This is a genomic window from Kosakonia sp. N21 (genome assembly GCF_050587465.1).
In the GTDB taxonomy this organism is placed as follows: Bacteria; Pseudomonadota; Gammaproteobacteria; order Enterobacterales; family Enterobacteriaceae.
Genome location: NZ_JBOBHR010000001.1, coordinates 481,331 through 506,975 on the forward strand (window position 1 = coordinate 481,331; position 25,645 = coordinate 506,975).

Consider the following 25,645-nt stretch of genomic DNA (forward strand, 5'->3'; position numbering starts at 1 on the left):
CCCCGCGGGCTACCGGCAAGTGTAGTTTTTCCGCCCGATAAAGGCACTTTCCACACCGTGACAGAGACGCTACTATGGCGCCTCATTTTTTTGGGGTGATTTATGCGTGTATTACTGGCGCCAATGGAAGGTGTGCTCGATTCGCTGGTGCGCGAGCTGCTGACCGGGGTTAACGATTACGATCATTGCATCACCGAGTTTTTGCGGGTGGTGGATCAACTGCTGCCGGTAAAATCCTTCTATAAAATCTGCCCTGAACTGCACCGACAAAGCCGTACACCTTCCGGCACGCTGGTGCGCGTACAGCTCCTGGGGCAATACCCGCAGTGGCTGGCGGAAAACGCGGCCCGCGCGGTTGAACTCGGGTCATGGGGCGTGGATCTGAACTGCGGTTGTCCGTCAAAACTGGTTAACGGTAGCGGCGGCGGCGCGACGCTGTTGAAAGATCCTGAGCTGATTTATCGCGGTGCGAAAGCGATGCGTGAAGCCGTTCCTGTTCACCTGCCGGTCACGGTAAAAGTGCGCCTGGGATGGGACAGTCCCGCGCGGCAGTTTGAGATTGCCGATGCGGTGCAACAGGCCGGTGCGACAGAGCTGGTGGTGCATGGCCGCACCAAAGAAGATGGCTATAAAGCAGAGCGTATTAACTGGCAGGCCATCCGTGAAATCCGCCAGCGACTATCGATTCCCGTGGTCGCCAACGGTGAAATCTGGGACTGGCAAAGCGCGCAGGATTGCATGGCGGTCACCGGGTGCGATGCGGTAATGATTGGGCGCGGCGCATTGAATGTACCCAACCTCAGCCGGGTGATTAAGTTCAACGAGCCTCGCATGCCGTGGCCGCAAGTTGTTGCTTTATTGGCGCAATATGCCCAGTTGGAAAAACAGGGCGATACGGGCTTATATCATGTCGCACGTATTAAACAGTGGTTGGGTTATTTACGTAAAGAATATATAGAAGCCGGGGATTTATTTTCTATTATTCGAACCTGTAAAACGTCTGTTGCAATTGCAGCGGCAATTTCTCGCGAGCTAAATCACGTTTCTGCTGATTTATAAAATAAGCCTCTGGTAGGTTGGTGTGTAGCGTGTTATTTATATCCGCGCAGCACATCAGGATTGTTACTGTTATACAGGCAAAACCTAAACATCATAATTCATTGTTTATCGAATTATGGGTTTGGGTTTTTTGTTTTTTAATGGTCTGATTAATAGAAACGTTTACGCGAACCATTTAAATAAATACTGATTAGTCACAGGTGTCGAAAGTAATTCGACGGTATTCCTGTGGTTTGAATATAAAATGGAATAAACAGTATGACTCTATTTAAATTAACGTTACCTTTATTTTTTATTTCCGGCTGGAGTTGCGCAGCAATTTCCGCTAATGCCGTTCCTGTCGCCACCCAGGGATTTCTTGAAGATAGTCAGTTTACGGTCACGCTGAAAAATGTCTGGATGTTGAGCACCAACGATCAGCAAGAGCAGGCCGGTATCGGTAAACAAAATGCCTGGGCGCAAGGGGCGTTACTGGATTACCAAAGCGGCTGGTACCAGGAGACTGTCGGTGTTGATGCATCCTGGTACAGCGTGGCCAAACTTTACGCCAACGATGACTTCGCCGGTAGAGATCTGCTGCGCGATAAAAACGGTCATGCGGAAGGGTTCACCAAGATCGGTCAGCTCTATGCAAAGCTGAAATGGGAAGAGGGGGATGCCTACGCCAGGCTGTTTGCCGGTTGGCAACAGTTGTATAAGTTTGGCGTGCTCAACGTCACCCGCAGTCGCGTAGCCCCCAGTACCTGGCAGGGCATTCGCGCAGAAACGGGTTGGGGGACGTGGTCGGCTCGCGGCGCCTGGGTCACGCGTTTTTCCGAACGCGATGAACCGGAAAAGCGCGGTTTTTATACGCTGAAGAGTAATAAACTCATCGATTATATTGTCACCGGAGAAATGAGCTGGAGCCCAACGAAATATGCCCGTATGACCTGGGTTGCCGGTGAGAGTCATCATTATCTGTTGCGCCAGGGACTGGAGACGCAATTTACCGTACCGCTCGGCGAAAAAGAAAACCTCTTATTGCGCAGTGCCTGGTATTACAATCGCGGCCTGGATGAATGGGAGGGCGCTCGCGGTTTTACGCATGACGCTCAACATTTTTTCGCACTACTGGGTTATCAGTATCAGCAGATTGAATCCGGAATAGCCTGGTCAAAAACAAAAGCCCGTCTTGAAAATGGTCTGGGAAATTTTTACTGGCATATGGGGAAAAATACCCGCGGCGCATTTAATAGTCCGGCGGATGGTGAAGGGAATGATTATGTCAACGATGGCGAGCAGATGTTGTATTTATATGGGAAATATCGACTGTCGCCGGAATTAACCGTCGGGGTCTATGGCAATTATGGCTATGGAGCACAATATCAAACGACGGCATTAACGCAGTGGGAATACGGCGGATATGTTTCATGGACGCCGAAAAGTATTGCAGGTTTCTCTCTGTTTGCCGGATTTGGCCCGAGTTATAGCTGGAAGCTGGTGAATGGAAAACCGTGGCTGACGGACGATAAGCGGACATTTCACCGTTCGAAAGGGATCGGTGGCGGCGTGACAATGGAATACAAATTTGGTCTGCATTAATAAAAGGAAAATAAGGATGAATAAAACATTGCTGGCATTGCTACTCACTTCGCTCACCGCGGCGCATTCGCAGGCTGCTGAACAGGCGATGCGCATTCTGTTGGTTAACGACGACGGGTGTGAATCGGTGGGTACCACCTCTTTGCAGGAGAAACTTGCCGCCAAAGGGTACGACGTATGGATGGTGGCGCCCGCAACCAATCAGAGCGGTATTGGTTCGGCAATCACCTTTAAGCCCAACATGATTTTTGATGTGAAGAAGGTAGCGGAAAAACGCTATTGCTTCCCCGGTACACCCGCAGATTCACTGGATTTCGGTCTGCTTGGCGTGCTGAGAGACACACCGCCGGACCTGGTGATCTCCGGCGTTAACGACGGTCCGAACACCGGGGTGGCGCAACTCAATTCCGGTACCGTCGGCGCAGCGGCCCGTGCGGTGCGTTATGGCTATCCGGCCATTGCCGCCAGCATTGGCTATCTGTTTACAGCCGAAGAGATGAAAGCCGGCTGGCCCAGCACACACCAATATTGGCCGGACTCCGTTGACTACCTGGTTTCACTGGTGGACACGCTGCACAGCAAGTGGCAACCGGGACAGCCTGTATTGCCTGTGGGGTCCGGGCTCAGTATTAACTACCCGCCACTGGCGAAAAACACCATCAAGGGGGAGAAGTACATCGGCAACGAGCGTTTCCCCGCGCCGCAGCACTACTACAAATTACTCAATGATGGTCGCGCACAGCAGATGATGAGCGAGAAAGTGCTGGAGCCAACAGAAGCAGACACCGATACCGGCTGGTTGAATAAGGGCTATATCACCTGGACGCTGTTGGACGGCGAGTGGAATGCGCCGCAGTATGAATCACAATACAAAGCGCTTTTTCGTTAAGCGCCTGGCTGAGACGACGATCACAGTTTGTTTTTTGTCTCGTTGTTCGGCGTAGGGAAGCTGGTAGAGTGCTCAGGTGGATTGTTACTGCGAAAGCAGGCTAAACCTGATTATCTGGCTTCTGTCGGAGATCAGGTTTTTTTGTTTCTGGGGTCGTGATGAAGATCGCCAAAGTATTAAACAACAACGTTGTGGTGGTGCTGGACGAGCACCAACGCGAGCAGGTGGTGATGGGCAGAGGAATCGCCTTTCAGAAACGTCCCGGCGATCAACTGGATGAACGCTGTATCGAAAAGGTGTTTGCGCTGCAAAGCGATGAGCTGGTGCGTCGTCTTGGTGAACTGCTGAGTCAGATCCCGCTGGAGGTGATGACTGCCTGCGATCGCATTATCGAACTGGCGCGCGAGCGGCTCGGCAAGTTGCAGGAGAGTCTTTACATCACCCTGACCGATCACTGTTTTTTTGCCATTGAGCGGCAGAAAAAAGGGGCGGTGATCCGCAATGTGCTGTTGTGGGAGATTAAGCGTCTCTACCCCAAAGAGTTTCAGTTGGGTCAGGAAGCGCGGGCGATCCTCGCCAAACGCCTTGGGGTGGAGTTAGAAGAAGATGAGGCCGGTTTTATTGCCCTGCATCTGGTGACCGCGCAACTGAACAGCGAAATGCCGGAGGTGATGCATATCACCAAAGTGATGCAGGAGATTCTGCATATCGTGAAGTACCAGTTAAAGCAGGAATATGATGAGGAATCCCTTAGCTATCACCGCTTTGTGACGCATCTGAAGTTTTTCTCTCAGCGTATGCTGAGCCGCACGGTAGTGGAAGACGACGATCTCTCCCTGCACCAGGCGGTCAAAGAGAACTACAGCCTGGCATGGCAGTGTGCGGAAAAGGTGGCTCGTCATCTGGTCAGCACCTATCAGCGTGAGTTGACCACTGAGGAAATTATGTTTCTCGCCATCCATATTGAGCGAGTGAGAAAAGATCGGCGCTAAGGCTACGCCTCGCGTTCTGGCATTACCTGGATTGTTACTGCGTGATACAACGCAGGCAAAACCTGAGTTCGGCACCGCGAGGCGCCGGTCTCAGGTTTTTTTTTACTCAGTCACCGCCCTCGGGCATGAAGCAAGGAACACAGCATGGAATATCAAGCGCTGGCGAAAGAGATTCTGAGCCACGTTGGTGGAAAGGAAAACATCAACAGTCTGGTGCACTGCGCTACGCGGTTGCGCTTTAAATTAAAAGAGATGAAAAAAGCCGATGCCGAAGGGTTGAAAGCCAATCCCGGCGTGATCATGGTCGTCGAAAGCGGTGGGCAGTTTCAGGTGGTGATCGGCAACCATGTCCACGATGTCTGGCAGGCGGTGCGCGACGAAGCCGGGCTGACGGACGACACGCCCGCGGCGACCTCCGAAGAGAAGGGCAACCTGTTCGGGCGATTGATCGACATTGTCTCCGGCATTTTTACGCCATTTATTGGCATTCTGGCCGCGTCGGGGATCCTCAAAGGGCTGCTGTCGCTGGCGTTGGTATGCGGCTGGCTCACCGCTGAAAGCGGAACGTACAAAATCTGGTTCGCCGCCAGTGACGCGCTCTTTTTCTTCCTGCCATTGGTGCTGGGCTATACCGCCGGAAAGAAATTTGGCGGCAATCCTTTTGTCACCATGGTGATTGGTGGCGCATTAACGCATCCGCTGATGCTCAGTGCCTTTAACGCCAGTCAGGGGGCTGATGCAGTCAGTGAAAGCTTTCTCGGTATCCCCGTGACGTTTCTGAACTACAGCGGCTCTGTAATCCCGATTATTCTTGCCGCCTGGGTAAGCTGCTGGCTGGAGAAACAGGGGAATCGCTTTTTACACTCCGCCGTCAAAAACTTTATTGCGCCACTGCTGTGCATCGCCATCACCGTACCGCTGACATTTTTGATCATCGGCCCGGTGGCGACCTGGCTGAGTCAGATGCTGGCCTTTGGTTATCAGACCATCTACATGCTGGCGCCGTGGGCGGCAGGCGCAGCGCTGGGCGCGCTGTGGCAGGTTTGCGTGATTTTCGGTCTGCACTGGGGGCTGGTGCCGTTGATGATCAATAACATTGCGGTATTTGGTCAGGACACGATGTTGCCGATCCTGCTGCCGGCGGTATTCGGTCAGGTGGGGGCAACGATGGGCATCTTCCTGCGTACCCGCGACGGGCGGCAAAAAGCGCTGGCGGGCTCCTCAATTGCGGCGGGCATCTTCGGCATCACTGAACCGGCCGTTTACGGTCTGACATTACCGCTGCGTCGTCCCTTTATTTTCGGTTGTGCGGCCGGGGCGTTGGGCGGCGCGATCGTCGGCTTTAGCGGTACCCATGTCTACTCTTTCGGTTTCGGGAATATCTTCACGTTTGCGCAGATGATTCCGCCTGGCGGTGTAGATGCGACCTTGTGGGGCGGGATCCTCGGCAGCGTCATCGCACTGGTGTTGTCCTGCGTGCTGACGTTTATTGCCGGGTTGCCGCAGGCGTCCGCCGAAAGCGATAAGCCGCTGATGGTCGCCGCCACGGATGATAACGCACTGCTTGCGCCGATGAGCGGCACCGTGCTGGCGCTGGACCAGGTGCCGGACAGCACCTTCGCCAGCGGTCTGTTAGGCCAGGGCGTGGCCATCATTCCGCAGGAGGGGCGAGTGATTGCACCGTTCGCCGGGGAAGTCGCCTCATTGTTTGAAACCAAACATGCGATTGGTCTGCTCAGCGACAGCGGCATTGAAATGCTGATTCATGTCGGCATCGACACGGTCAAGCTGGACGGAAAACCCTTCACCGCTCATGTCCGGGTAGGGGACAAAGTGCAGCCGGGCGACCTGCTGCTGGAGTTCGACCGCGCTGCGATAATCGCCGCCGGGTTCGATCTTGCCACGCCGATTATTATCAGTAACAGCGACAGCTTCGGTGGCGTCAGCACCGTTGCGTCAACCTCAGTTCAAGCCGGGATGCCGCTGCTGGCGGTTGCCCGCTAATCAAAGGAGCCAGTAATGAAATCGTTTCCGAAAACATTCTTATGGGGCGGCGCGATTGCCGCAAATCAGGTCGAAGGCGCGTATCTGGAAGACGGGAAGGGACTTTCCACCTCCGACGTGCAGCCGAAAGGGGTATTCGGCGATGTGGTTGAACGTGTGCCGGGCGACAGCGCCCTGAAAGATGTCGCCATCGACTTTTATCATCGCTATCCGGAAGATATTGCGCTGTTTGCCGAGATGGGGTTTAGCTGCCTGCGCGTGTCAATCGCCTGGACGCGTATCTTTCCCAATGGCGATGAAAGCACGCCGAATGAAGCCGGGTTGGCCTTTTATGACAAGCTGTTTGATGAATTAGCGAAACATAGCATTACGCCGCTGGTCACACTCTCTCACTACGAAATGCCGTGGGGGCTGGTGAAACAGTATGGTGGCTGGGGCAATCGTAAAACCATCGCCTTTTTTGAACGCTATGCGCGTACGGTGTTCACCCGTTATCAACACAAGGTCAAGCTGTGGCTGACCTTTAACGAAATCAACATGTCATTGCATGCGCCGCTGACCGGTGTGGGTTTGCCGGAAAACAGCAGCAAAGCAGAAGTCTTCCAGGCCATTCATCATCAGTTGGTCGCCAGTGCGCTGGCGGTAAAAGCCTGCCATGACATTATCCCGGACGCGAAAATCGGCAACATGCTGTTGGGCGGCCTGATGTACCCGCTGACCTGCAAGCCGGAGGATATTTTCGAAACGCTGCAGCAGAACCGTAGCTGGGAGTTCTTTGGCGACGTTCAGTGCCGTGGCGCGTATCCGGGTTATATGCTGCGCTACTTCCGCGACAACGGCATCAGCATTGAGATCACGGATGCCGACCGCGACGCGCTAAAATCGACCATCGATTTTATCTCCTTCAGCTACTACATGACCGGTTGTGTCACTACGGACGAAGAGCTGAATCAGAAAGCGCGCGGCAACATTCTCAGCATGGTGCAGAACCCGCACCTGGCAAGTTCCGAATGGGGCTGGCAGATCGATCCCATCGGTTTGCGCACTCTGCTGAATATGCTGTGGGATCGCTGGCAGAAGCCGCTGTTTATCGTGGAAAACGGGCTTGGCGCGAAAGACAACGTTGAAGCGGATGGCAGCATTAACGACGACTACCGTATCGACTACCTGAACGATCATCTGGTGCAGGTGCGCGAGGCGATTGAGGACGGCGTTGAGGTGATGGGCTACACCAGTTGGGGGCCGATCGACCTGGTGAGCGCGTCGAAAGCCGAAATCTCCAAACGCTATGGTTTTATCTATGTCGATCGTGATGACTGCGGCAACGGTACGCTGGCGCGCAGTCGCAAGAAAAGTTTTTACTGGTACCGCGATGTGATCACCAGCAATGGGGAAAGCCTGAAGTAAGCGGAATATGCCCGGTGTCTGATGCGCCGGGCAATATTGTTACATCAGCAATCCGGCGATAAAGGTTTTCAGCCACATCACTGCCGGATCGCTACTGTGACGCTGGTGCCACAGTAGCGCCACCTCTACCGGCTCCGTCTCCAGCGGCACCGGACTTGCCATCAGACCGCGTGTACGCTGCCATTCTGCGGCCAGGCCTGAGGGCACCGTAGCCAGCGCAGGCATCGTCTCCAGCAAACCCGGCAGCGCAGCGAAATGCGGCGTCGTGTAATGGATACGACGCTGGTGGCCGGTTTTAGCCAGCAGTGTATCAAAATGGCTGCCGGTGGCTTCCCGGTAGCTGACCATCAGATGGGGTTGTGCGGCAAAGCTGTCGATATCCAGCGGCGTGGTTAACGTTAACTGCTGCGGATGCCAGAGCGTGACAAACGACATGGTCGTCAGGACTTCCCGTTCCAGCCAGCGTGGTCCTGCCGTGGCGACGCTTATTGCCATATCCATTTCCCCGCCTTCCAGTCGCGTGGCATCGCTAAACGGATCGCTGGCGACCACATTCAGGCGCATACCCGGTGCGGCCTGCTGTAACGCCGGGATCAGCGTCGGCATCAGCCACATCTCAACCCAGTCAGCCATGCCGAGCGTCAGCGTCACAGTGACCGTGCGCGGATCGAACGCCGCTTGCTGAAACAGCGTGCTCTGCAATTGTTCCAGCAGAGGTAACAACCCGGTATGCAGTTCTTCCGCGCGGGCGGTGGGTTGCATGCGATGACCACTGCGGATAAACAAGGGATCGTCGAACAGGGTGCGCAGGCGCGACAGCACACCGCTTACCGCGGGCTGACCCAGGTGCAGTTTATCCGCCGCCGCTGAGACGCTCTGTTCACGAAACAGCACTGCAAAGGCGATCAACAGATTAAGGTCGATCTTACGGAAATCATTCTCTTTGATAGTCATTATTGCTCCAATCAATTGGAGTGATAGTAGCGGCGGCGGGATACTGGCGCAACTGAAACTATCGGAGCAGGCAATGAAACATTATCCATTATTACTGGCGCTGCTGGTCTCTGGCGCAAGCCTCAGCGCGCTCGCGACGCCGCTGTCGACGCAACAGGCGCAGGCACCGGGTTACTACCGTATGGCGTTGGGCGACTGGCAAATCACTGCGGTTTCCGACGGCACCGTGGCCGTGCCGTTTGATAAATTGCTCACCCCGATTACGCCGGAAAAGCTGAAAGCGCGGATGGCGCAGGCAAACCTGCCGGTAAACGCAGAAACGTCCATCAACGCATTTGTGATCAACACCGGTAAGCAACTGATCCTGGTGGATGCTGGCGCCGGGCCATTATTTGGCGGCGCGGGCGGTCACCTGCCGGAGAACCTGCGGGCAGCAGGTATCGATCCGAATGCCATTGATACTGTGTTATTGACCCATATCCATGCCGATCACTCCGGCGGTGTACAGCGCGAGGGCAAACCCGTCTTCCCGAATGCCACCGTGCGCGTGGATCAGCGCGATGTGGATTTCTGGCTCAACCCCGCGCATCAACGCGAGGTGGAAGAGGGGCAACGCCATACTTTCGCCGAGTCTGAGCGTTCGCTGCGTCCGGTGATAGATGCCGGTAAGCTCAGCCCTTTCCGTGCGCCGGTGCAGATTATGCCCGGCATTGATGCTATTCCCGCCGCCGGTCATACACCCGGCAGCGTGATCTACCGTGTCAGCCACGCGGGTAAAACGCTGCTGTTGTGGGGCGATATCATTCACGCGCACCCGGTGCAGTTACCTCAGCCTGAGGTGGCTATCCATTTTGACGTCAATCGCCAGCAGGCGGTGGCGACGCGGGAGAAAGTGCTGGCCCAGGCTGCGCGTGAAGGTGACTGGATAGCGGCGGCGCACATTGCCTTCCCCGGCATTGGTAAAGTGATGAAAGCCGAAGAGGGATACCGCTGGGTGCCGATCAATTACAGTGCGCAGGGCAAATAGCCTGCACGACCGGGTGTGCATGAGCGCACCCGGTTTACCCTCAAAAAATCATCTTAAACACGCCCGTCACCACCAACAGACCAATCAAGAAGATAATCAGGATCACCCAAAGTAAAATCTTTAACATTTTCCTCGTCCTTCCGGCTGTTCAGGTAGTGCAAAGCTTAGGCAATCTCTCAGCATTCTGCCTTTTTTCTATACTTAGCTGTTCATAAGTTAACCGGAGGGTGAAACATGTCTGCAACGAAAGTCGCGATTGTTACTGCAGCAGATTCCGGTATCGGCAAGCAATGTGCGCTGATGCTGGCGGAGCAGGGGTTTGATATCGGTATCACCTGGCATTCCGATGAACAAGGCGCCAAAGAAACAGCACGGGACGTTGAAAAACGGGGGCGGCGTGCGGAAACCATCCAGCTCGATCTCAGTCAGTTACCGCAGGGAGCACAGGCGATTGATTCGCTGATTGCCCGCTTCGGGCGTATCGACGCGTTAGTGAATAACGCCGGAGCCATGAGCAAAGCGCCGTTTCTTGATGTGACATTTGAAGAGTGGCGCACCATTTTCACCGTGGATGTTGATGGCGCGTTTCTTTGCTCACAAATCGCCGCCCGGCAGATGGTTAATCAGGGGCAGGGAGGACGTATTGTGAACATTACCTCGGTACATGAGCACACGCCGTTGCCGGAAGCCAGCGCTTATACTGCGGCCAAACATGCGCTGGGCGGGTTAACAAAATCCATGGCGCTGGAGCTGATTGAGTACAACATCCTGGTCAATGCCGTCGCACCCGGCGCGATAGCCACGCCGATGAACAACATGCGTGATGAAGATGCCACACCGGGTTCAATGCCCGACATTCCGCTGGCGCGACCGGGCAGAACCCAGGAGATTGCCAGTATGGTTGCCTGGCTCTGCTCTGACGACGCCAGCTACACCACCGGTCAATCGATGATTATCGATGGCGGCTTTATGCTGGCGAACCCGCAATTTAAACCGAAAACCGGCTAGTCCTCCTCAGCGGAGCGGCTCTGGCGTTTTTTCCGACGATGCCGGAGCCAGCCACGCAGGCACAACACCAGTACCACTGCGAGGATCAGCCAAATCCAGCGTTTCACATGCTGGTCGAACTGGTGCAGCCACGGACCAATCACCTCGCCGCCAACATACCCCAGCGTGGTGAAGAGGAGCGCCCAAACGATAGCGCCAATGATGTTCAGCGGCAGGAAAATTTTTGGTCGCAGATGGCTGGTGCCAATTAATAGCGGGCCGATAATGCGAAAGCCGTACATAAATCGCGAACCAATCACAAACAGGTAAGGATGACGACGGATTAATGTTTGCGCCTGATGGATCTTCGCGCGGTGGCGGGAAAAACGCCGCAGGATCTTCATGCCATAACGCCTGCCCAGCAAATAGAGCAACTGGTCGCCAATCATCCCCCCCAGCGCAACAGACAGCACCACCAGCGGGAAACGCAGTAACCCCTGATGCGCTGCTACCCCGCCCAGCAGGGTAATGGTTTCTCCTTCGGCAACGCTGCCAATAACCAGTGCGGCGTAGCCATACTGGCTAATCAGATGATTGATATCCATTGTGTTTACGTCCTCCCGGTAAAACGCCTGTAAGCATACACCCGATATCACGCTCTTGCCGGAAGAAGAGAGTACTTTGCCTGCGGCGGCATTTTTTGAGTTGTACATAAAATAAGCGAAATAGTGAATTATACTGAAAGTGTCGATGTCCGGGCATTCAGCAAGGGGGCGTTATGAACCATGTCTGGGGACTTCTTTCCCATCCCGATCGTGAAATGCAGGTTATCAGAGGTGAAAACGAAACCATTTCGCATCACTACACTCACCATGTATTAATCATGGCGGCAATTCCGGTGATTTGCGCCTTTATTGGCACCACGCAAATCGGCTGGAATTTCGGTGAGAACAGTGTCGTGACGTTGTCATTGGTGACCGGTTTCTCTCTGGCTGTGCTGTTCTATGCCCTGATGCTGGCGGGCGTAGCGGTGATGGGGCGCGTGATCTGGTGGATGGCGCGCAGCTACCCGCAACGGCCGTCACTGGGGCGCTGTATGGTGTTTGCCGGCTATGTGGCGACGCCGCTGTTTCTCAGCGGTATTGTGGCGCTTTACCCGCTGGTATGGCTGTGCGTGCTGGTGGGGACGGTGGCGCTGTTCTACACCGGTTATCTGCTCTATGTCGGTATCCCGACATTCCTGAGTATCAACAAGGAAGAGGGGCTGAGCTTTTCCAGTTCAACGCTGGCGATCGGCGTACTGGTGCTGGAAGTTTTGCTGGCGCTAACGGTGATCCTGTGGGGTTACGGCTACCGGTTGTTCTGATACCTGTTCTCTGAATCTTGCGTTGCTGGTGTAAAAGCCGGCAACGCAATCTCTCGCAATGATTATCCTCTGGCGACAACCCTGCATGGCGGCTATTATGCCAAAGCCAGCTCTGCTATTGCTCCGGCTAACAGACGCGGTGTGCGTAATAACGTGCGTGAATAATCTTCAGAAGTCTCATCATGCAGAAATTTCGAGTCTCCTTATTAAGCCTGGCCTTATTATTGGCTGCGCCTGTGGCGCCGTTTGCTGTTGCGAAAACGACTACCCCGACTGTTGCCGCACAACCTGAGATTGCTTCAGGCAGCGCGATGATTGTCGATCTGCAAACCAATCAAGTTATCTATTCCAGCCATCCCGATCTGGTGCGTCCTATTGCCTCCATCACCAAACTGATGACGGCGATGGTGGTGCTGGATGCGCGACTGCCGCTTGATGAGAAACTCACGGTGGACATCAGCCAGACGCCGGAAATGAAAGGGATTTACTCCCGCGTGCGTTTGAACAGCGAAATCAGCCGTAAAAATATGCTGCTGCTGGCGCTGATGTCATCGGAAAACCGTGCGGCGGCAAGCCTGGCGCACCACTATCCGGGCGGCTATAACGCCTTTATTGCGGCGATGAACGCCAAAGCGAAAGCGCTCGGCATGAGCAATACCCATTTTGTTGAGCCGACCGGGTTGTCGATCCACAACGTTTCTACCGCGCGGGATTTGACCAAACTGCTGATCGCGACCAAACAATATCCGCTACTGGGGCAACTGAGCACCACGCGTGAAGAGATGGCGACCTTTGCAAACCCGGCGTATACGCTGCCGTTCCGCAATACCAACCATCTGGTCTATCGCGATAACTGGAATATTCAGCTGACGAAAACCGGCTTTACCAATGCGGCAGGACACTGCCTGGTGATGCGTACCGTCATCAATAACAAATCGGTGGCGCTGGTGGTGATGGATGCGTTTGGGAAGTTCACACACTTTGCAGACGCCAGCCGTCTACGGACCTGGATTGAAACCGGGAAAGCGCAGCCGGTACCGGCTTCCGCGTTAAGCTATAAGCGCCAGAAAGCGGCGCAAATGGCGCAAAACCCGGCCGATGACGACGCGCAGACCGCGCAAAACGATTAATTATTCCGGCAGCGTCCAGTCACCGTCGTTGAGTGGGCGCTGCATAATCAACGTATCCCGCCAGTCCCCTTTTTTATAGCCGACGCTGCGCAGTTGCCCGGCCAGCTCAAACCCGTACTTTTTATGCAGGCGCAACGAGCCGGTATTATTGTTGCCATCGCCGATCACCGCAATCATCTGCCGCCACGGCCCGGCTTCGCAACGGGCGATGAGCGCGCCCATCAGCGTACTCCCAATGCCGCGCCCAATCATACTGGCATCGACATAAATAGACTCTTCAAGCGTGTAGCGATAGGCCTCGCGAGGGCGGTAGAAACTGGCATAACTGTAGCCGACCACAATGCCATGGTAGAGGGCGACCAGCCACGGCAGACCGTCTTTGGCAACCTTGTTCATGCGGCTACGCATGTCATCAATGGTGGGCGGGACTTCTTCGAAGGAGGCGCGGCCATGTAGCACGTGCCAGGCATAGAGGGAAGCAATAGCGTGAACGTCTTCAGGGCAGGCGTCGCGCACTTCTATCGCAGGACCGGATAAGACATCAACAGCAGACATGGCAGGTGTGCTCCTTCAAAGCAGAGAGCCATAGAAACGTTTCTATGGCTTTCGCTACTCTAGTACGAACGGAGCACACAATACAGTGCGCGGTGCGGTTATTTCGTCAGTGGTTCTGCGCCGTGTCAGCCGCTTCGCCTTCCTGCCAGAATTTACGCTTGCTGGTTTTCCCGATTCCGGGGTTCATGCTGTTTGTCGGGTCGTTATCCTGATAGAAACGTTTTAGCGTTTCTGTGGCTTCATACAGATGACCGACGTTATGTTCCGCAGGGTATTGCGCCCCGCGTTCTCGCAGCAGCGCCAGCATCTGCTCTTTGAGCGCATGCGCATCCACCCCTTTTTTGACGATGTAATCCTGGTGGAAAACGTGGCACAAAAAGTGTCCGTAGTAGAGCTTATGCACCAGCTGGCTGTCGATTTCCGGCGGAAGATGCTCAAACCACTCGGTATCGTTACGTCGGAGGGCAATGTCCAGCGGCAGAATATCCTCCACCTCATCGGCATGCACCGCCTGGTAACGGATAGCGGCGCCCGCTGCGGCAAAACGGTGTAAAAACGCTTTGCTGCCTTCCTCCGGCGTACAAACAAAAAATGCCCCCTCGGCGGTCGCGAAGTAGTCGTTTAACCAGCTTTGCGCTTCGGCAATACCGTCACCGGACATCTTCAACAGCAGATGGTGTTCGTATTTATTGCGCCACTCTTTCATGCGCGGCGGCAGGTGCGACGGGAATAAGCGGGTGATCTTTTGCAGTGAACGGTCGACAAAATGCGGCTTAAAGAGCGGAGATTTTTCCAGAAACGCATCCGTACGCCCCTTCAGGGTGAAGAAGAACGGCATTTTATCGGTGCCGAGCTTGTCGATCATCAGGAAGGTGTCTTTGCTGTACTGTTCGGCAATATCGTAGATATCCCGGTGCATATACTCCCCGGCGATCGGCAGATGCGTAAAGTTCGCCAGGATGTGACGGCGGATCTCCGTAAGCACTTCGGTCTGGTTGGTGCCGATATAGAACACCTGCTGGTTGGATTCCGCCAGGAAGGTATCCAGGCGAACGGCGAACACTGCCAGTTTTCCTGCGCAACCGGAGGATTCAAACAGCCGATCGGGGTCGGCGTTATAGCGCGCCGGGGAATCCGCTTCGATGTCGCGTACGCGGGTGACGTAATCATGATCGTACCCGTGGCGCTGGTCGTGGTGCACATCGGCATCAGTAATACGATCATCATCGAGTTTGCTGAGGATCGCTTCCGGCGACTGACCTAACTCAATCCCCAGATGATTCACCAGTTGCAATTTGCCCTGCTCATCAATGCGCGCGAACAGCGACATTTCGGTATAGGCCGGTCCGCGTTGCACCAGGGAACCGCCGGAGTTATTGCAGATCCCGCCGATCACCGATGCGCCGATACAGGATGAACCAATCACCGAGTGCGGTTCGCGGCCCAGCGGTTTCAGCGCTTTTTCCAGCGAATAAAGGGTGGTGCCGGGGTACGCCAGCACCTGTTGACCGTTGTCCAGCAGATGCAACTTATCCAGACGTAGGGTGCTGATAATGACGATATCGCGGTCGTAATCGTTGCCGTTGGGGGTGGACCCTTCGGTAAGGCCGGTGTTCGCCGCCTGCATCAGGATGATTTTATCGGCGCGAACACAAGCCTGTAGCACTCGCCAGAGTTCTACCAGCGTGCCGGGAAAGACCACCGCCAGCGCGTCGCCTTGACCTGAGCGGAACCCTTTGCGGTAACGGGCGGTTTTTGCCGGTTCGGTGAGCAGGTGAGATGCGCCAACCAGCCGTTTAAGTTCGTGTATAAAGGCATTATTTTCGTGTGACATGTTCCCCTCCTTGTGGCTAAACATGACTTTTCAGGCTTATTGATAGTAGTCCTGGAAAGCGAACGGGGGAATGAATTTGCATAAAAATCAGCGTCCAACTCTGCAAGATGCGCCAGGATTATGTCACACTGCGTGCTTTCGCGGCCCGCTCCGCGGTTTTGGGTGAAAATACAAGAGAGTAAAACGACATGAAATGGCTATGTTCTGTAGGTGTCGCCGTGAGCCTTGCGCTGCAACCCGCACTGGCGGATGAGATGTTTGGCAACCATCCGCTGACGCCGGAAGCAAGGGATGCGTTTGTCACCGACTTGCTCAAAAAAATGACTGTTGATGAAAAAATTGGTCAGCTACGCCTGATTAGCGTTGGTCCGGATAACCCAAAAGAGGCGATTCGCGACATGATCAAAGTGAGCCAGGTTGGCGCCATTTTTAACACCGTCACCCGCCAGGATATCCGCGCCATGCAGGATCAGGCGCTGCAGCTTAGCCGTCTGAAAATTCCACTCTTTTTCGCCTACGATGTGGTTCACGGTCAGCGCACCGTGTTCCCGATTAGCCTCGGTCTGGCCTCCAGTTTTAACCTTGAAGCGGTGAGAACCGTTGGCCGGGTGTCGGCCTATGAAGCCGCTGATGACGGCCTGAACATGACCTGGGCGCCGATGGTGGACGTTTCCCGCGATCCGCGCTGGGGGCGCGTCTCCGAAGGGTTCGGTGAAGATACTTATCTGACGGAAACCATGGGTCGCACGATGGTCGAAGCGATGCAGGGCAAAAGCCCGGCGGACCGCTACTCGGTGATGACCAGCGTCAAGCACTTCGCGGCGTATGGCGCAGTGGAAGGCGGCAAAGAGTACAACACCGTGGACATGAGCCCGCAGCGTCTGTTCAACGACTATATGCCCCCCTATAAAGCGGCGCTGGATGCCGGCAGCGGCGGGGTGATGGTGGCGCTTAACTCGCTCAACGGCACGCCAGCTTCTTCGGACGCCTGGCTGCTGAAAGATCTGCTGCGCGATGAGTGGGGCTTTAAGGGCATCACCATTTCCGACCACGGCGCAATCAAAGAGCTGATTAAACACGGCACCGCTGCCGATCCGGAAGACGCCGTGCGCGTGGCGCTGAAGTCCGGCATCAATATGAGCATGAGCGATGAGTACTACAGCAAGTATCTGCCTGGGCTGGTAAAATCCGGCAAAGTGACCATGGCGGAGTTGGATGATGCGACCCGCCATGTACTGAACGTGAAATACGATATGGGGTTGTTTAACGATCCCTACAGCCACCTCGGCCCGAAAGAGAGCGATCCGCAAGACACCAATGCTGAGAGCCGTTTACATCGTAAAGAAGCGCGTGAAGTGACGCGGGAAAGTCTGGTGCTGTTGAAAAACCGCCTCGACACTCTGCCGCTGAAAAAGTCCGGTACCGTGGCGGTGATTGGGCCGCTGGCGGACAGCAAGCGTGACTCAATGGGAAGCTGGTCTGCGGCAGGCGTGGCCGATCAATCCGTTACCGTGCTCACCGGCATCCGTAATGCGCTGGCGGGCAAAGGCAACGTGGTTTACGCCAAAGGCGCGAACATTACCAACGACAAAGACATTGTTAACTTCCTTAATTTGTATGAACCGGCAGTGGCGGTCGACCCCCGTTCGCCGAAAGCAATGATCGATGAAGCCGTGGCGGCAGCGCAGAAATCGGATGTCGTGGTGGCTGTTGTGGGTGAAGCGCAGGGGATGGCGCATGAAGCCTCCAGCCGCACCGATATCACCATTCCGCAGAGTCAGAAAGATTTGATCGCCGCGCTGAAAGCCACCGGTAAACCGCTGGTGCTGGTGCTGATGAATGGTCGCCCGCTGGCGCTGGTCAAAGAAGATCAGCAAGCGGATGCGATCCTCGAAACCTGGTTTGCCGGTACGGAAGGTGGTAACGCGATTGCTGATGTGCTGTTTGGCGATTACAACCCGTCCGGGAAGTTGCCCATGTCCTTCCCGCGCTCGGTCGGGCAGATCCCGGTCTATTACAGCCACCTCAATACCGGTCGTCCGTACGATGCCGATAAGCCAAACAAATACACCTCCCGTTACTTCGACGAAGCCAACGGCCCGCTGTATCCGTTTGGTTATGGTCTGAGTTACACCACCTTTAGCGTTTCCGATGTGAAAATGTCTGCGCCGACTCTGACGCGCAGCGGCAAAGTAACGGCCAGCGTGCAGGTGACGAACACCGGTAAACGTGAAGGTCAAACCGTGCTGCAAATGTATGTGCAGGATGTGACAGCCTCCATGAGCCGCCCGGTGAAACAACTGCGTGGTTTTGACAAGGTGAACCTGAAACCGGGTGAAACCAAAACCGTCAGCTTCCCGATTGATGTTGACGCGCTGAAGTTCTGGAACCAGCGCATGAAATACGACGCGGAACCTGGCAAATTTAATGTCTTTATCGGCGTTGACTCCGCCCGTGTTAAACAGGGTGAGTTCGAACTCCGCTAATCCCTTTCGGGCCGGGAAACCGGCCCGATTGTCTTCGCTATACCTTATTCCTTTATCGTTTAAATTGTTAACGCGACAAAGCCGCTATTTTTCAGCTACGCTTTTTTCTCAAACTGCTGAAAAAGGCAGTAAAACTGAGGAAAAGACAATGACAATCACGAAGAAGATTGCCTGTTCACTGGCGCTGATAGCCAGCGTGAGCTTACCTTTGCAGGCGGCGGAGCCCATTAAAGTCGGTTCTAAAATCGATACCGAAGGCGCGCTGCTGGGCAATATCATTTTGCAGGTACTGGAAAGTCATGGCGTAAAAACAGTCAATAAAGTCCAGCTTGGCACCACGCCGGTGGTCCGCGGGGCGATCACCTCAGGTGCGCTGGATATCTACCCGGAGTACACCGGTAACGGCGCGTTTTTCTTCAAAGATGAGAACGACAGCGCGTGGAAAAACGCGCAGCAGGGCTACGAGAAAGTGAAAAAGCTCGATGCTGAGCAGAACAAGCTGGTATGGCTGACGCCTGCGCCTGCCAACAACACCTGGACCATTGCGGTGCGCCAGGATGTGGCGCAGAAAAATAACCTCACTTCCCTTGAGGATCTCAGCCGCTACCTGAAAGCGGGCGGTGTATTCAAACTGGCGGCGTCGGCGGAATTTATTGAGCGTACCGATGCGCTACCTGCGTTTGAAAAAGCCTACAACTTCACCCTCAAGCAGGATCAACTGTTGTCGCTGGCCGGTGGCGATACGGCGGTGACGATTAAAGCGGCAGCCCAGCAAACGTCCGGAGTGAATGCGGCAATGGCGTACGGCACCGACGGTCCGGTTGCGGCACTGGGGCTGCAAACGCTGAGCGATCCGAAAGGCGTGCAGCCCATCTATGCCCCGACACCGGTCGTGCGCGAAGCCGTACTGAAAGCGTATCCGCAACTGGATGCGTGGCTGAAGCCTGTTTTTGCCAGCCTGGATGAGAAAACACTGCAAAAACTGAACGCCAGCATTGCCGTTGAAGGGCTGGATGCGAAGAAAGTGGCAGCGGATTATCTGAAAGAAAAAGGCCTGGTGAAATAAGCCGCGTGATGGAGGGATCATTACGCTGCCATAACCGCGTGCTGTTGCTGTTGGGGATACTGGCGCTGGCGGCGACCGGGCTGCCGTTTATTAACTATGCGCCCAACCGTCTGGTCTCCGGCGAAAGTCGTGCATTGTGGCAGCTTTTTTCGGCGCTGTGGTTGCTGCTGCCGTGCCTGCTGCTGGTATTCAGTTTTGTGCCGGGGCGGGGCGCGCAGATAGCGACGCTGCTGTTGGCGGAAGTGCTGGTCTGGCTGCTGGTCTGGAGCGCAGGCCGCGCGGCGACGGATCTTGCGCAAAACGGCAGTGCGCTGGCCCGCACCTCGCCCGGCAGCGGGTTGTGGCTGTGGCTGGCGCTGGCGTTGCTGGTCTGTAGCGACGCCATTCGACGTTTTGCCGCGCATCCGGTCTGGCGCTGGCTGCTGCATGCTCAGATTTGGGCGCTACCGCTTTTTCTGCTGCTCAGCGGCGAGCTGGATAATCTCTCACTGCTGCGTGAATACGCGAACCGCCAGGATGTGTTCAACGATGCACTGGCACAACACCTGACGCTGCTGCTGGGCACGCTGTTGCCTGCGCTGGCGATCGGCTTTGCCATTGGTTTGTGGTGCTACCGCCACCCGCTGCGCCAGGGGCCGGTGTTCGCCATCCTCAATGTTATCCAGACTGTTCCCTCAGTCGCGCTGTTTGGTCTGCTGATTGCGCCGCTCGCCGGGCTGGTGCTGCATTTCCCGTGGTTGTCGCGTTTCGGTATTGCCGGAACGGGCATGACCCCCGCCCTGATTGCACTGATTCTCTATGCGCTGTTGCCGATGGTGCGCGGTGTGGTGGCGGGGCTGAACCAGGTGCCGCAAGAGGTGCTGGAAAGCGCCAGTGCAATGGGCATGAGCGCCCGCCAGCGCTTCTGGCATGTGCGCGTGCCGCTGGCGTTGCCGCTGTTGCTGCGTAGCATGAGGGTGGTCTCTGTGCAGACTGTGGGAATGGCGGTGATCGCCGCGTTGATTGGCGCAGGCGGGTTTGGCGCGCTGGTTTTCCAGGGGCTGCTGAGCAGTGCGCTGGATCTGGTGCTACTGGGGGTTATTCCGGTGATTGCACTGGCGGTTGTCGTGGATGCGTTGTTCGGATTAGGGTTAGCGCTGCTGAAGGTGAAACAGCCATGATTGAGTTTAACAACGTCAGTAAAATTTTCGCCGGGCAGCGGGCGGTGAGCCATCTTAATTTGCACTTTAAAACCGGTGCGTTTTCCGTGCTGATTGGCACTTCGGGTTCAGGAAAGTCCACCACGCTGAAGATGATTAACCGGCTGGTGGAGCACGACGAAGGAACCATTCTGTTTGCCGGAGAGGATATTCGCCAGCAGCCTGTTCTTACGCTTCGCCGCCGTATGGGGTACGCCATTCAGTCGATTGGCCTGTTTCCGCACTGGACGGTGGCGCAAAACATCGCCACCGTGCTGCATTTGCAAAAATGGTCGCGGAGCAAAAGTAATGCCCGCGTGGATGAGCTGATGGCGCTGCTGGGGCTGGAGCCGTCGTTGCGCGAACGTTTCCCGCATCAGCTTTCCGGCGGGCAACAGCAGCGGGTCGGTGTGGCCAGAGCGCTGGCGGCGGATCCGGAAGTGTTATTAATGGACGAGCCGTTTGGCGCGTTGGATCCGGTGACGCGCGCGGCCTTACAACAGGAGATGGTGCGGATTCACCGTCTGCTTGGGCGCACCATCGTGTTGGTGACCCATGACATTGATGAGGCGCTGCAACTGGCCGATCATCTGGTGTTAATGGATAACGGCGAAGTGGTGCAGCAGGGGACGCCGCTGGACATGCTGACCGCGCCGCGTAACGATTTTGTGCGTGAATTCTTTGGTCGCAGCGAGCTGGGCGTGCGCCTGTTGTCGCTACGCCAGGTGCGCGACTATTTGCGACACGAGCCGCCGGTGGACGGTGAACCGCTGCGTGACGATATGTCACTGCGCGAGGCGTTGTCGGCCTTTGTTGCCCGGCAGTGCGATGTGTTACCCGTCTGCGATGCGCAGGGGCAACACTGCGGTACGCTGCATTTTCGCGATCTGCTGCGTGTGGAGGCCTCCGGTGACGTACCTGCGTGATCCGTTGTTATGGCTGGTGGCGTTGTTTGTTGCGTTGCTGCTCTGGTTACCACACAGCGCCGGGATATTTAGCGCGCTGTTCCCGCAGTTGCCGCGTCCGGTCTATTTGCAGGAGAGTTTTCTGGCGCTTACCGCCGCACATTTCTCGCTGGTGGCGGTCTCGAGCGTGATCGCCATTGTGATGGGCGTTGGGGTGGCTGTCGCGGTGACGCGCCCGGCCGGGCGTGAGTTTCGCCCACTGGCGGAGACCATCGCGGCGGTAGGGCAAACCTTCCCGCCCGTGGCGGTGCTGGCCATTGCGGTGCCGGTCATGGGCTTTGGCAAAGAACCGGCGATCATTGCGCTGGTGCTGTATGGCGTACTGCCGATTTTGCAGGGCACGCTGGCAGGCATTGCCGCCGTTCCCGACGGTGTGCAAAGCGTGGCGCAGGGCATGGGCATGAGCGGCGCGCAGCGTTTGTGGAAGGTGGAGTTACCGCTGGCGGCGCCGGTGATCATTGCCGGGGTGAGAACGTCGGTGATCATTAATATCGGCACCGCGACCATTGCCTCAACGGTGGGAGCCAGCACGCTCGGTACGCCGATCATTATCGGGCTGAGCGGGTTTAACACGGCGTACGTCGTGCAAGGCGCCGTGCTGGTCGCGCTGGCGGCGGTGATTGTCGACAGAGGGTTCGAGCGGCTGGCGAGCCTGCTTAACCGGCACCGCCACGTACAATAAACGAATAACCCGCCAGCATCACGCCGCTGATCCCGCCGATCGCCATCAGCAGAAAAAGGGTGATGACGAGAATTTTACCAGGCTTCATTTTTTGCTCCTTTTGTTAAGACGCGTAGTATAAAGGGAGCCGGGTTGTTGATAAAACATTAAATACCGAGAAGGTAGACCGTATGACCGGCGTCGCGCCATGCCAGTAGCTGTTGCTGCTGCGTGGCGGATGGCGTCTCGCCGCACCAGACTAACAATGTCTGGCCCTCGAACATCTCCGGGCGTACCTGCGGCAGTGAATGGGGCAGCACATCCACCCGCCAGCCCTGTTGGCTTGCCATCCAGCCCTCCAGCCACAGCTGTGTGGTGTCCTGAATATTCCAGCCGATCACCAGCGCGTGTTTATCGTTTTTTTTCCGCGCCGATGCCAGACAAACGGAGATATGGTTGATCAGCGCGCCATCCAGCAGACCCAGCAATGCGGGTTGTGCGCTTTGCAGACGGCGGCGTAACGGAGCGAACAGCCAGGTGTTTAGCGTCCGGGCGGGGTAGTCGCGGGCGCGCTCTTTGATCCATACATGCAGCCGGTTAAGGTTGCCCTCCTGCAAATAGTGCAGCCCGGTTTCCTGCTGGGCGCGCCAGCCGTTATGTGCCTCTTCCGTTTCGTTATACAGCAGTGAGCGTACTTTACTGACCTGGACGCCGGTGTCTATCCAGCGTTGGATTTCCCGGATACGGTCAATATCCGCGTCAGTAAACAGACGGTGCCCGCCATCCGTGCGTTGGGGTTTTAATAATCCGTATCGCCGCTGCCAGGCGCGCAGCGTCACGGGGTTAATATCACACAACACTGCCACTTCGCCGATCGTGTAAAGCGCCATGGTTTCACCTTTGCCTGCACTCTCCCCACACTAACTGTAGCTGCTGTTTATCGCGGCCGGGCTTGGGGTTGAAAATTTGCGTTATGGGTTTATTCCGTTGGATGACTTTGTGATATTGAGCACGATTTGGCATTTTTTTGGAAAGCTTCAAAGAAACGCGCAGCGACTCCCTGTATGTTACGCGCTTTCGGTTGATGTGGTTTGGCGGGTATGTACGAGTTCAATCTGGTGTTGTTACTGCTCCAGCAAATGTGCGTGTTTTTAGTCATCGCCTGGCTGATGAGCAAAACGCGTCTGTTTATTCCGCTGATGCAGGTCACGGTACGTCTGCCGCACAAGCTGTTGTGCTATGTCACCTTCTCCATTTTTTGCATTCTCGGCACCTATTTTGGTCTGCACATTGAAGACTCTATCGCCAATACCCGTGCGATTGGCGCGGTGATGGGCGGTCTGCTCGGCGGCCCGCTGGTTGGCGGCCTGGTGGGGTTAACCGGCGGTCTGCATCGCTACTCGATGGGCGGCATGACGGCGCTCAGCTGTATGATCTCTACCTTTGTTGAAGGGCTGCTCGGCGGCCTGATGCACAGCATTCTGATCAAGCGCGGGCGCACCGATCTGGTGTTTAGCCCGTTTACCGCAGGTGCGGTGACCTGCGTGGCGGAGCTGATACAGATGCTGATTATTCTGTTGATTGCCCGGCCGTTCGACAGCGCGCTGCACCTGGTGCAGAGCATCGCCGCGCCGATGATGGTGACCAATACCGTGGGCGCCGCGCTGTTTATGCGCATCCTGTTGGATAAGCGCGCCATGTTTGAAAAATACACCTCGGCATTTTCCGCCACTGCGTTGAAAGTCGCCGCCTCAACAGAAGGTTTTTTGCGCCAGGGCTTTAATGAAGTGAACAGCATGAAAGTGGCGCAGGTGCTGTATAAAGAGCTGGAAATCGGCGCAGTGGCGATCACCGATCGCGAAAAATTGCTGGCGTTTACCGGCATCGGTGACGATCACCATCTGCCCGGGCGGCCAATCTCCTCGGTGTGGACGCAACGCGCGATCGAGACAGGGGAGGTGGTTTATGCCGACGGTAACGAAGTGCCGTACCGCTGCTCGCTGCACCCCCACTGCAAATTAGGCTCGACGCTGGTGATCCCCTTGCGCGGTGAGAACCAGCGCGTGGTGGGCACCATTAAATTGTATGAGGCGAAGAATCGTCTCTTCAGCTCCATCAACCGCACGTTAGGGGAAGGTATTGCCCAGTTGTTGTCGGCGCAGATCCTGGCCGGGCAGTATGAACGTCAGAAAGCGCTGCTTACCCAGTCAGAAATCAAACTGCTGCACGCACAGGTTAACCCGCATTTCTTATTTAACGCGCTGAATACGCTGAAGGCGGTGATCCGCCGCGATAGCGATCAGGCCGGGTTGCTGGTGCAGTATCTGTCGACCTTTTTTCGCAAAAACCTGAAGCGGCCATCGGAGATTGTCACGCTGGCGGACGAAATCGAGCATGTGAACGCGTATCTGCAAATTGAAAAAGCGCGTTTCCAGTCGCGTTTACAGGTGCAGTTGCACGTGCCCGAAACGCTCGCGCATCTGCATCTGCCCGCCTTTACCCTGCAACCGATCGTGGAAAACGCCATCAAACACGGCACTTCACAACTGCTTGGCGTCGGCGAAATCTCAATCAACGCCAGTCTCGAAGGGCAACATCTGCTGCTGGCGATTGAAGATAACGCGGGTTTGTACCAGCCGAAGGGCGACGCCAGTGGGTTGGGCATGAGCCTGGTGGATAAGCGCTTACGCGCCCGTTACGGTAACGAGTGCGGGATAACTATCGCCTGTGAGCCGGACATCTTTACCCGCATTACCTTACGACTCCCGCTGGAGGAACACGCATGTTAAAAGTGCTGATTGTTGATGACGAACCGCTGGCCCGGGAAAACCTGCGTATTCTGCTCCAGGAAGAGAGTGATATAGAGATTGTTGGCGAGTGCAGCAATGCGGTTGAAGCGATTGGCGCGGTGCATAAGCTGCGCCCGGACGTCCTGTTTCTGGATATTCAGATGCCGCGCATCAGCGGGCTGGAAATGGTCGGCATGCTGGATCCGGAAAACCGGCCTTATGTGGTGTTTCTGACCGCCTTTGATGAATACGCGGTGCAGGCCTTTGAAGAGCACGCGTTTGATTATCTGCTCAAACCCATCGAAGCGCGCCGGCTGGAGAAAACGCTCACCCGTCTGCGCCAGGAGCGTAATGAACAGGATGTTTCCGTATTGCCGGAAAATCAGGACGCGCTGAAGTTTATTCCCTGCACCGGGCATAGCCGCATCTGGCTGTTACAGATGGAGGAGGTGGCGTTTGTCAGCAGCCGGATGAGCGGGGTGTATGTGACCAGCCATGAAGGCAAAGAGGGGTTTACCGAGCTGACTTTGCGCACGCTGGAGAGCCGTACGCCGCTGATCCGCTGTCATCGTCAGTATCTGGTGAATCTGGCGCACCTGAAAGAAATTCGTCTTGAAGATAACGGGCAGGCGGAATTATTGCTGCGCGATGGCCTGACGGTGCCGGTAAGTCGCCGCTATCTGAAAAATTTAAAAGAGGCGCTGGGGTTGTAAAT

Annotated in this window: 24 protein-coding genes; 17 read left to right on the plus strand and 7 right to left on the minus strand. The window is 55.7% G+C overall.

What is annotated here, in order from left to right:
- Nucleotides 1-102 precede the first annotated feature (102 nt).
- The 6 genes from dusC to ACQ3G7_RS02200 all read left to right on the plus strand — a co-directional run bounded on the left by dusC (nt 103) and on the right by ACQ3G7_RS02200 (nt 7,932).
- Nucleotides 103-1,059, plus strand: coding sequence for a tRNA dihydrouridine(16) synthase DusC (gene dusC, locus ACQ3G7_RS02175; protein ID WP_430888665.1), 957 nt, complete (start codon nt 103-105; stop codon nt 1,057-1,059).
- A 258-nt stretch (nt 1,060-1,317) separates the two neighbouring features.
- Nucleotides 1,318-2,640, plus strand: coding sequence for an OprD family outer membrane porin (locus ACQ3G7_RS02180; protein ID WP_430888666.1), 1,323 nt, complete (start codon nt 1,318-1,320; stop codon nt 2,638-2,640).
- Nucleotides 2,641-2,656: 16 nt separating this feature from the next.
- A complete protein-coding gene (gene surE, locus ACQ3G7_RS02185) occupies nt 2,657-3,529 on the plus strand; it encodes a 5'/3'-nucleotidase SurE (RefSeq protein WP_430888667.1) in 873 nt (290 codons plus the stop codon).
- Nucleotides 3,530-3,687: 158 nt separating this feature from the next.
- Nucleotides 3,688-4,521 carry a transcriptional antiterminator BglG gene (bglG, locus tag ACQ3G7_RS02190; protein WP_430888668.1) on the plus strand — a complete coding sequence of 278 codons (834 nt, stop codon included), beginning with the start codon at nt 3,688-3,690 and terminating at the stop codon, nt 4,519-4,521.
- A gap of 144 nt (nt 4,522-4,665) precedes the next feature.
- On the plus strand, nt 4,666-6,525 hold the full coding sequence (gene bglF / locus ACQ3G7_RS02195) for a PTS beta-glucoside transporter subunit IIABC (protein WP_430888669.1): 1,860 nt from the start codon (nt 4,666-4,668) through the stop codon (nt 6,523-6,525).
- A gap of 15 nt (nt 6,526-6,540) precedes the next feature.
- On the plus strand, nt 6,541-7,932 hold the full coding sequence (locus ACQ3G7_RS02200; protein ID WP_430888670.1) for a glycoside hydrolase family 1 protein: 1,392 nt from the start codon (nt 6,541-6,543) through the stop codon (nt 7,930-7,932).
- A 39-nt stretch (nt 7,933-7,971) separates the two neighbouring features.
- On the opposite strand, the gene ACQ3G7_RS02205 is transcribed toward ACQ3G7_RS02200, so the two are convergent.
- Nucleotides 7,972-8,886: a LysR family transcriptional regulator gene (locus ACQ3G7_RS02205; RefSeq protein WP_430888671.1), complete on the minus strand. Its 915-nt coding sequence runs from the start codon at nt 8,884-8,886 to the stop codon at nt 7,972-7,974.
- Nucleotides 8,887-8,959: 73 nt separating this feature from the next.
- On the opposite strand from ACQ3G7_RS02205, the gene ACQ3G7_RS02210 reads away from it, so the two are divergent.
- Nucleotides 8,960-9,913 carry an MBL fold metallo-hydrolase gene (locus ACQ3G7_RS02210; RefSeq protein WP_430888672.1) on the plus strand — a complete coding sequence of 318 codons (954 nt, stop codon included), beginning with the start codon at nt 8,960-8,962 and terminating at the stop codon, nt 9,911-9,913.
- Nucleotides 9,914-9,953: 40 nt separating this feature from the next.
- Here the strand turns inward: ACQ3G7_RS02210 and ACQ3G7_RS24780 are convergent, their stop codons facing one another.
- The gene (locus tag ACQ3G7_RS24780) at nt 9,954-10,040 is read right to left on the minus strand and encodes a small membrane protein YohP (RefSeq protein WP_088238073.1); all 87 of its coding nucleotides are present in this window, start codon (nt 10,038-10,040) and stop codon (nt 9,954-9,956) included.
- A gap of 107 nt (nt 10,041-10,147) precedes the next feature.
- On the opposite strand from ACQ3G7_RS24780, the gene ACQ3G7_RS02215 reads away from it, so the two are divergent.
- On the plus strand, nt 10,148-10,921 hold the full coding sequence (locus ACQ3G7_RS02215) for an SDR family oxidoreductase (protein WP_430888673.1): 774 nt from the start codon (nt 10,148-10,150) through the stop codon (nt 10,919-10,921).
- Here ACQ3G7_RS02215 and ACQ3G7_RS02220 read toward each other — a convergent pair.
- Complete coding sequence (locus ACQ3G7_RS02220) at nt 10,918-11,505, minus strand: DedA family protein (RefSeq protein ID WP_430888674.1); 588 nt, start codon at nt 11,503-11,505, stop codon at nt 10,918-10,920. The two genes, ACQ3G7_RS02215 and ACQ3G7_RS02220, sit on opposite strands and share 4 nt — an antisense overlap.
- A 173-nt stretch (nt 11,506-11,678) precedes the next feature.
- Here ACQ3G7_RS02220 and ACQ3G7_RS02225 point away from each other — a divergent pair, with 173 nt between their 5' ends.
- Both ACQ3G7_RS02225 and pbpG read left to right on the plus strand, forming a co-directional pair.
- Nucleotides 11,679-12,266 carry a Yip1 family protein gene (locus tag ACQ3G7_RS02225; RefSeq protein WP_263100123.1) on the plus strand — a complete coding sequence of 196 codons (588 nt, stop codon included), beginning with the start codon at nt 11,679-11,681 and terminating at the stop codon, nt 12,264-12,266.
- A gap of 182 nt (nt 12,267-12,448) precedes the next feature.
- Nucleotides 12,449-13,396, plus strand: a complete 948-nt coding sequence (gene pbpG, locus ACQ3G7_RS02230) for a D-alanyl-D-alanine endopeptidase (protein ID WP_061494020.1) — start codon at nt 12,449-12,451, stop codon at nt 13,394-13,396.
- Here the strand turns inward: pbpG and ACQ3G7_RS02235 are convergent, their stop codons facing one another.
- On the minus strand, nt 13,397-13,951 hold the full coding sequence (locus ACQ3G7_RS02235; RefSeq protein ID WP_263100125.1) for a GNAT family N-acetyltransferase: 555 nt from the start codon (nt 13,949-13,951) through the stop codon (nt 13,397-13,399).
- A gap of 106 nt (nt 13,952-14,057) precedes the next feature.
- The gene (gene dld, locus ACQ3G7_RS02240) at nt 14,058-15,785 is read right to left on the minus strand and encodes a D-lactate dehydrogenase (protein ID WP_430888675.1); all 1,728 of its coding nucleotides are present in this window, start codon (nt 15,783-15,785) and stop codon (nt 14,058-14,060) included.
- Nucleotides 15,786-15,973: 188 nt separating this feature from the next.
- Here dld and bglX point away from each other — a divergent pair, with 188 nt between their 5' ends.
- The 5 genes from bglX (at nt 15,974) to ACQ3G7_RS02265 (ending at nt 22,162) form a co-directional block, all read left to right on the plus strand.
- Complete coding sequence (gene bglX / locus ACQ3G7_RS02245) at nt 15,974-18,271, plus strand: beta-glucosidase BglX (RefSeq protein ID WP_430888676.1); 2,298 nt, start codon at nt 15,974-15,976, stop codon at nt 18,269-18,271.
- A 148-nt stretch (nt 18,272-18,419) separates the two neighbouring features.
- A complete protein-coding gene (gene osmF / locus ACQ3G7_RS02250) occupies nt 18,420-19,337 on the plus strand; it encodes a glycine betaine ABC transporter substrate-binding protein OsmF (RefSeq protein WP_430888677.1) in 918 nt (305 codons plus the stop codon).
- 8 nt (nt 19,338-19,345) lie between these two features.
- Nucleotides 19,346-20,497: an ABC transporter permease gene (locus ACQ3G7_RS02255; RefSeq protein ID WP_263100129.1), complete on the plus strand. Its 1,152-nt coding sequence runs from the start codon at nt 19,346-19,348 to the stop codon at nt 20,495-20,497.
- Nucleotides 20,494-21,441, plus strand: a complete 948-nt coding sequence (locus tag ACQ3G7_RS02260) for an ABC transporter ATP-binding protein (protein ID WP_430888678.1) — start codon at nt 20,494-20,496, stop codon at nt 21,439-21,441. The genes ACQ3G7_RS02255 and ACQ3G7_RS02260 overlap by 4 nt, the downstream gene beginning before the upstream one ends.
- On the plus strand, nt 21,425-22,162 hold the full coding sequence (locus tag ACQ3G7_RS02265) for an ABC transporter permease (RefSeq protein ID WP_430888679.1): 738 nt from the start codon (nt 21,425-21,427) through the stop codon (nt 22,160-22,162). The genes ACQ3G7_RS02260 and ACQ3G7_RS02265 overlap by 17 nt, the downstream gene beginning before the upstream one ends.
- Here the strand turns inward: ACQ3G7_RS02265 and ACQ3G7_RS02270 are convergent.
- Complete coding sequence (locus tag ACQ3G7_RS02270; RefSeq protein WP_263100133.1) at nt 22,137-22,250, minus strand: protein YohO; 114 nt, start codon at nt 22,248-22,250, stop codon at nt 22,137-22,139. The genes ACQ3G7_RS02265 and ACQ3G7_RS02270 overlap by 26 nt on opposite strands.
- Before the next feature lie 58 nt (nt 22,251-22,308).
- Nucleotides 22,309-23,031, minus strand: coding sequence for an HTH-type transcriptional regulator MlrA (mlrA, locus tag ACQ3G7_RS02275; RefSeq protein ID WP_430888680.1), 723 nt, complete (start codon nt 23,029-23,031; stop codon nt 22,309-22,311).
- A 210-nt stretch (nt 23,032-23,241) separates the two neighbouring features.
- Here mlrA and ACQ3G7_RS02280 point away from each other — a divergent pair, with 210 nt between their 5' ends.
- Both ACQ3G7_RS02280 and btsR read left to right on the plus strand, forming a co-directional pair.
- Nucleotides 23,242-24,930 carry a LytS/YhcK type 5TM receptor domain-containing protein gene (locus tag ACQ3G7_RS02280; RefSeq protein WP_430888681.1) on the plus strand — a complete coding sequence of 563 codons (1,689 nt, stop codon included), beginning with the start codon at nt 23,242-23,244 and terminating at the stop codon, nt 24,928-24,930.
- Nucleotides 24,924-25,643: a two-component system response regulator BtsR gene (gene btsR, locus ACQ3G7_RS02285; protein ID WP_061494030.1), complete on the plus strand. Its 720-nt coding sequence runs from the start codon at nt 24,924-24,926 to the stop codon at nt 25,641-25,643. Before ACQ3G7_RS02280 ends, btsR begins: the two co-directional genes overlap by 7 nt.
- Nucleotides 25,644-25,645: the final 2 nt, after the last annotated feature.

Excerpts from the sequence above, each read along its gene's own strand:
- mlrA (WP_430888680.1), bottom strand. The coding sequence starts at position 23,031 with ATGGCGCTTTACACGATCGGCGAAGTGGCAGTGTTGTGTGATATTAAC.
- ACQ3G7_RS02210 (WP_430888672.1), top strand. The coding sequence starts at position 8,960 with ATGAAACATTATCCATTATTACTGGCGCTGCTGGTCTCTGGCGCAAGC.
- ACQ3G7_RS02225 (WP_263100123.1), top strand. The coding sequence starts at position 11,679 with ATGAACCATGTCTGGGGACTTCTTTCCCATCCCGATCGTGAAATGCAG.
- ACQ3G7_RS02270 (WP_263100133.1), bottom strand. The coding sequence starts at position 22,250 with ATGAAGCCTGGTAAAATTCTCGTCATCACCCTTTTTCTGCTGATGGCG.
- dusC (WP_430888665.1), top strand. The coding sequence starts at position 103 with ATGCGTGTATTACTGGCGCCAATGGAAGGTGTGCTCGATTCGCTGGTG.
- ACQ3G7_RS02215 (WP_430888673.1), top strand. The coding sequence starts at position 10,148 with ATGTCTGCAACGAAAGTCGCGATTGTTACTGCAGCAGATTCCGGTATC.
- bglG (WP_430888668.1), top strand. The coding sequence starts at position 3,688 with ATGAAGATCGCCAAAGTATTAAACAACAACGTTGTGGTGGTGCTGGAC.
- ACQ3G7_RS02180 (WP_430888666.1), top strand. The coding sequence starts at position 1,318 with ATGACTCTATTTAAATTAACGTTACCTTTATTTTTTATTTCCGGCTGG.
- surE (WP_430888667.1), top strand. The coding sequence starts at position 2,657 with ATGAATAAAACATTGCTGGCATTGCTACTCACTTCGCTCACCGCGGCG.
- btsR (WP_061494030.1), top strand. The coding sequence starts at position 24,924 with ATGTTAAAAGTGCTGATTGTTGATGACGAACCGCTGGCCCGGGAAAAC.
- ACQ3G7_RS02200 (WP_430888670.1), top strand. The coding sequence starts at position 6,541 with ATGAAATCGTTTCCGAAAACATTCTTATGGGGCGGCGCGATTGCCGCA.
- ACQ3G7_RS24780 (WP_088238073.1), bottom strand. The coding sequence starts at position 10,040 with ATGTTAAAGATTTTACTTTGGGTGATCCTGATTATCTTCTTGATTGGT.
- ACQ3G7_RS02260 (WP_430888678.1), top strand. The coding sequence starts at position 20,494 with ATGATTGAGTTTAACAACGTCAGTAAAATTTTCGCCGGGCAGCGGGCG.
- osmF (WP_430888677.1), top strand. The coding sequence starts at position 18,420 with ATGACAATCACGAAGAAGATTGCCTGTTCACTGGCGCTGATAGCCAGC.
- dld (WP_430888675.1), bottom strand. The coding sequence starts at position 15,785 with ATGTCACACGAAAATAATGCCTTTATACACGAACTTAAACGGCTGGTT.
- ACQ3G7_RS02235 (WP_263100125.1), bottom strand. The coding sequence starts at position 13,951 with ATGTCTGCTGTTGATGTCTTATCCGGTCCTGCGATAGAAGTGCGCGAC.
- ACQ3G7_RS02280 (WP_430888681.1), top strand. The coding sequence starts at position 23,242 with ATGTACGAGTTCAATCTGGTGTTGTTACTGCTCCAGCAAATGTGCGTG.
- bglX (WP_430888676.1), top strand. The coding sequence starts at position 15,974 with ATGAAATGGCTATGTTCTGTAGGTGTCGCCGTGAGCCTTGCGCTGCAA.
- pbpG (WP_061494020.1), top strand. The coding sequence starts at position 12,449 with ATGCAGAAATTTCGAGTCTCCTTATTAAGCCTGGCCTTATTATTGGCT.
- ACQ3G7_RS02255 (WP_263100129.1), top strand. The coding sequence starts at position 19,346 with ATGGAGGGATCATTACGCTGCCATAACCGCGTGCTGTTGCTGTTGGGG.
- bglF (WP_430888669.1), top strand. The coding sequence starts at position 4,666 with ATGGAATATCAAGCGCTGGCGAAAGAGATTCTGAGCCACGTTGGTGGA.
- ACQ3G7_RS02220 (WP_430888674.1), bottom strand. The coding sequence starts at position 11,505 with ATGGATATCAATCATCTGATTAGCCAGTATGGCTACGCCGCACTGGTT.
- ACQ3G7_RS02205 (WP_430888671.1), bottom strand. The coding sequence starts at position 8,886 with ATGACTATCAAAGAGAATGATTTCCGTAAGATCGACCTTAATCTGTTG.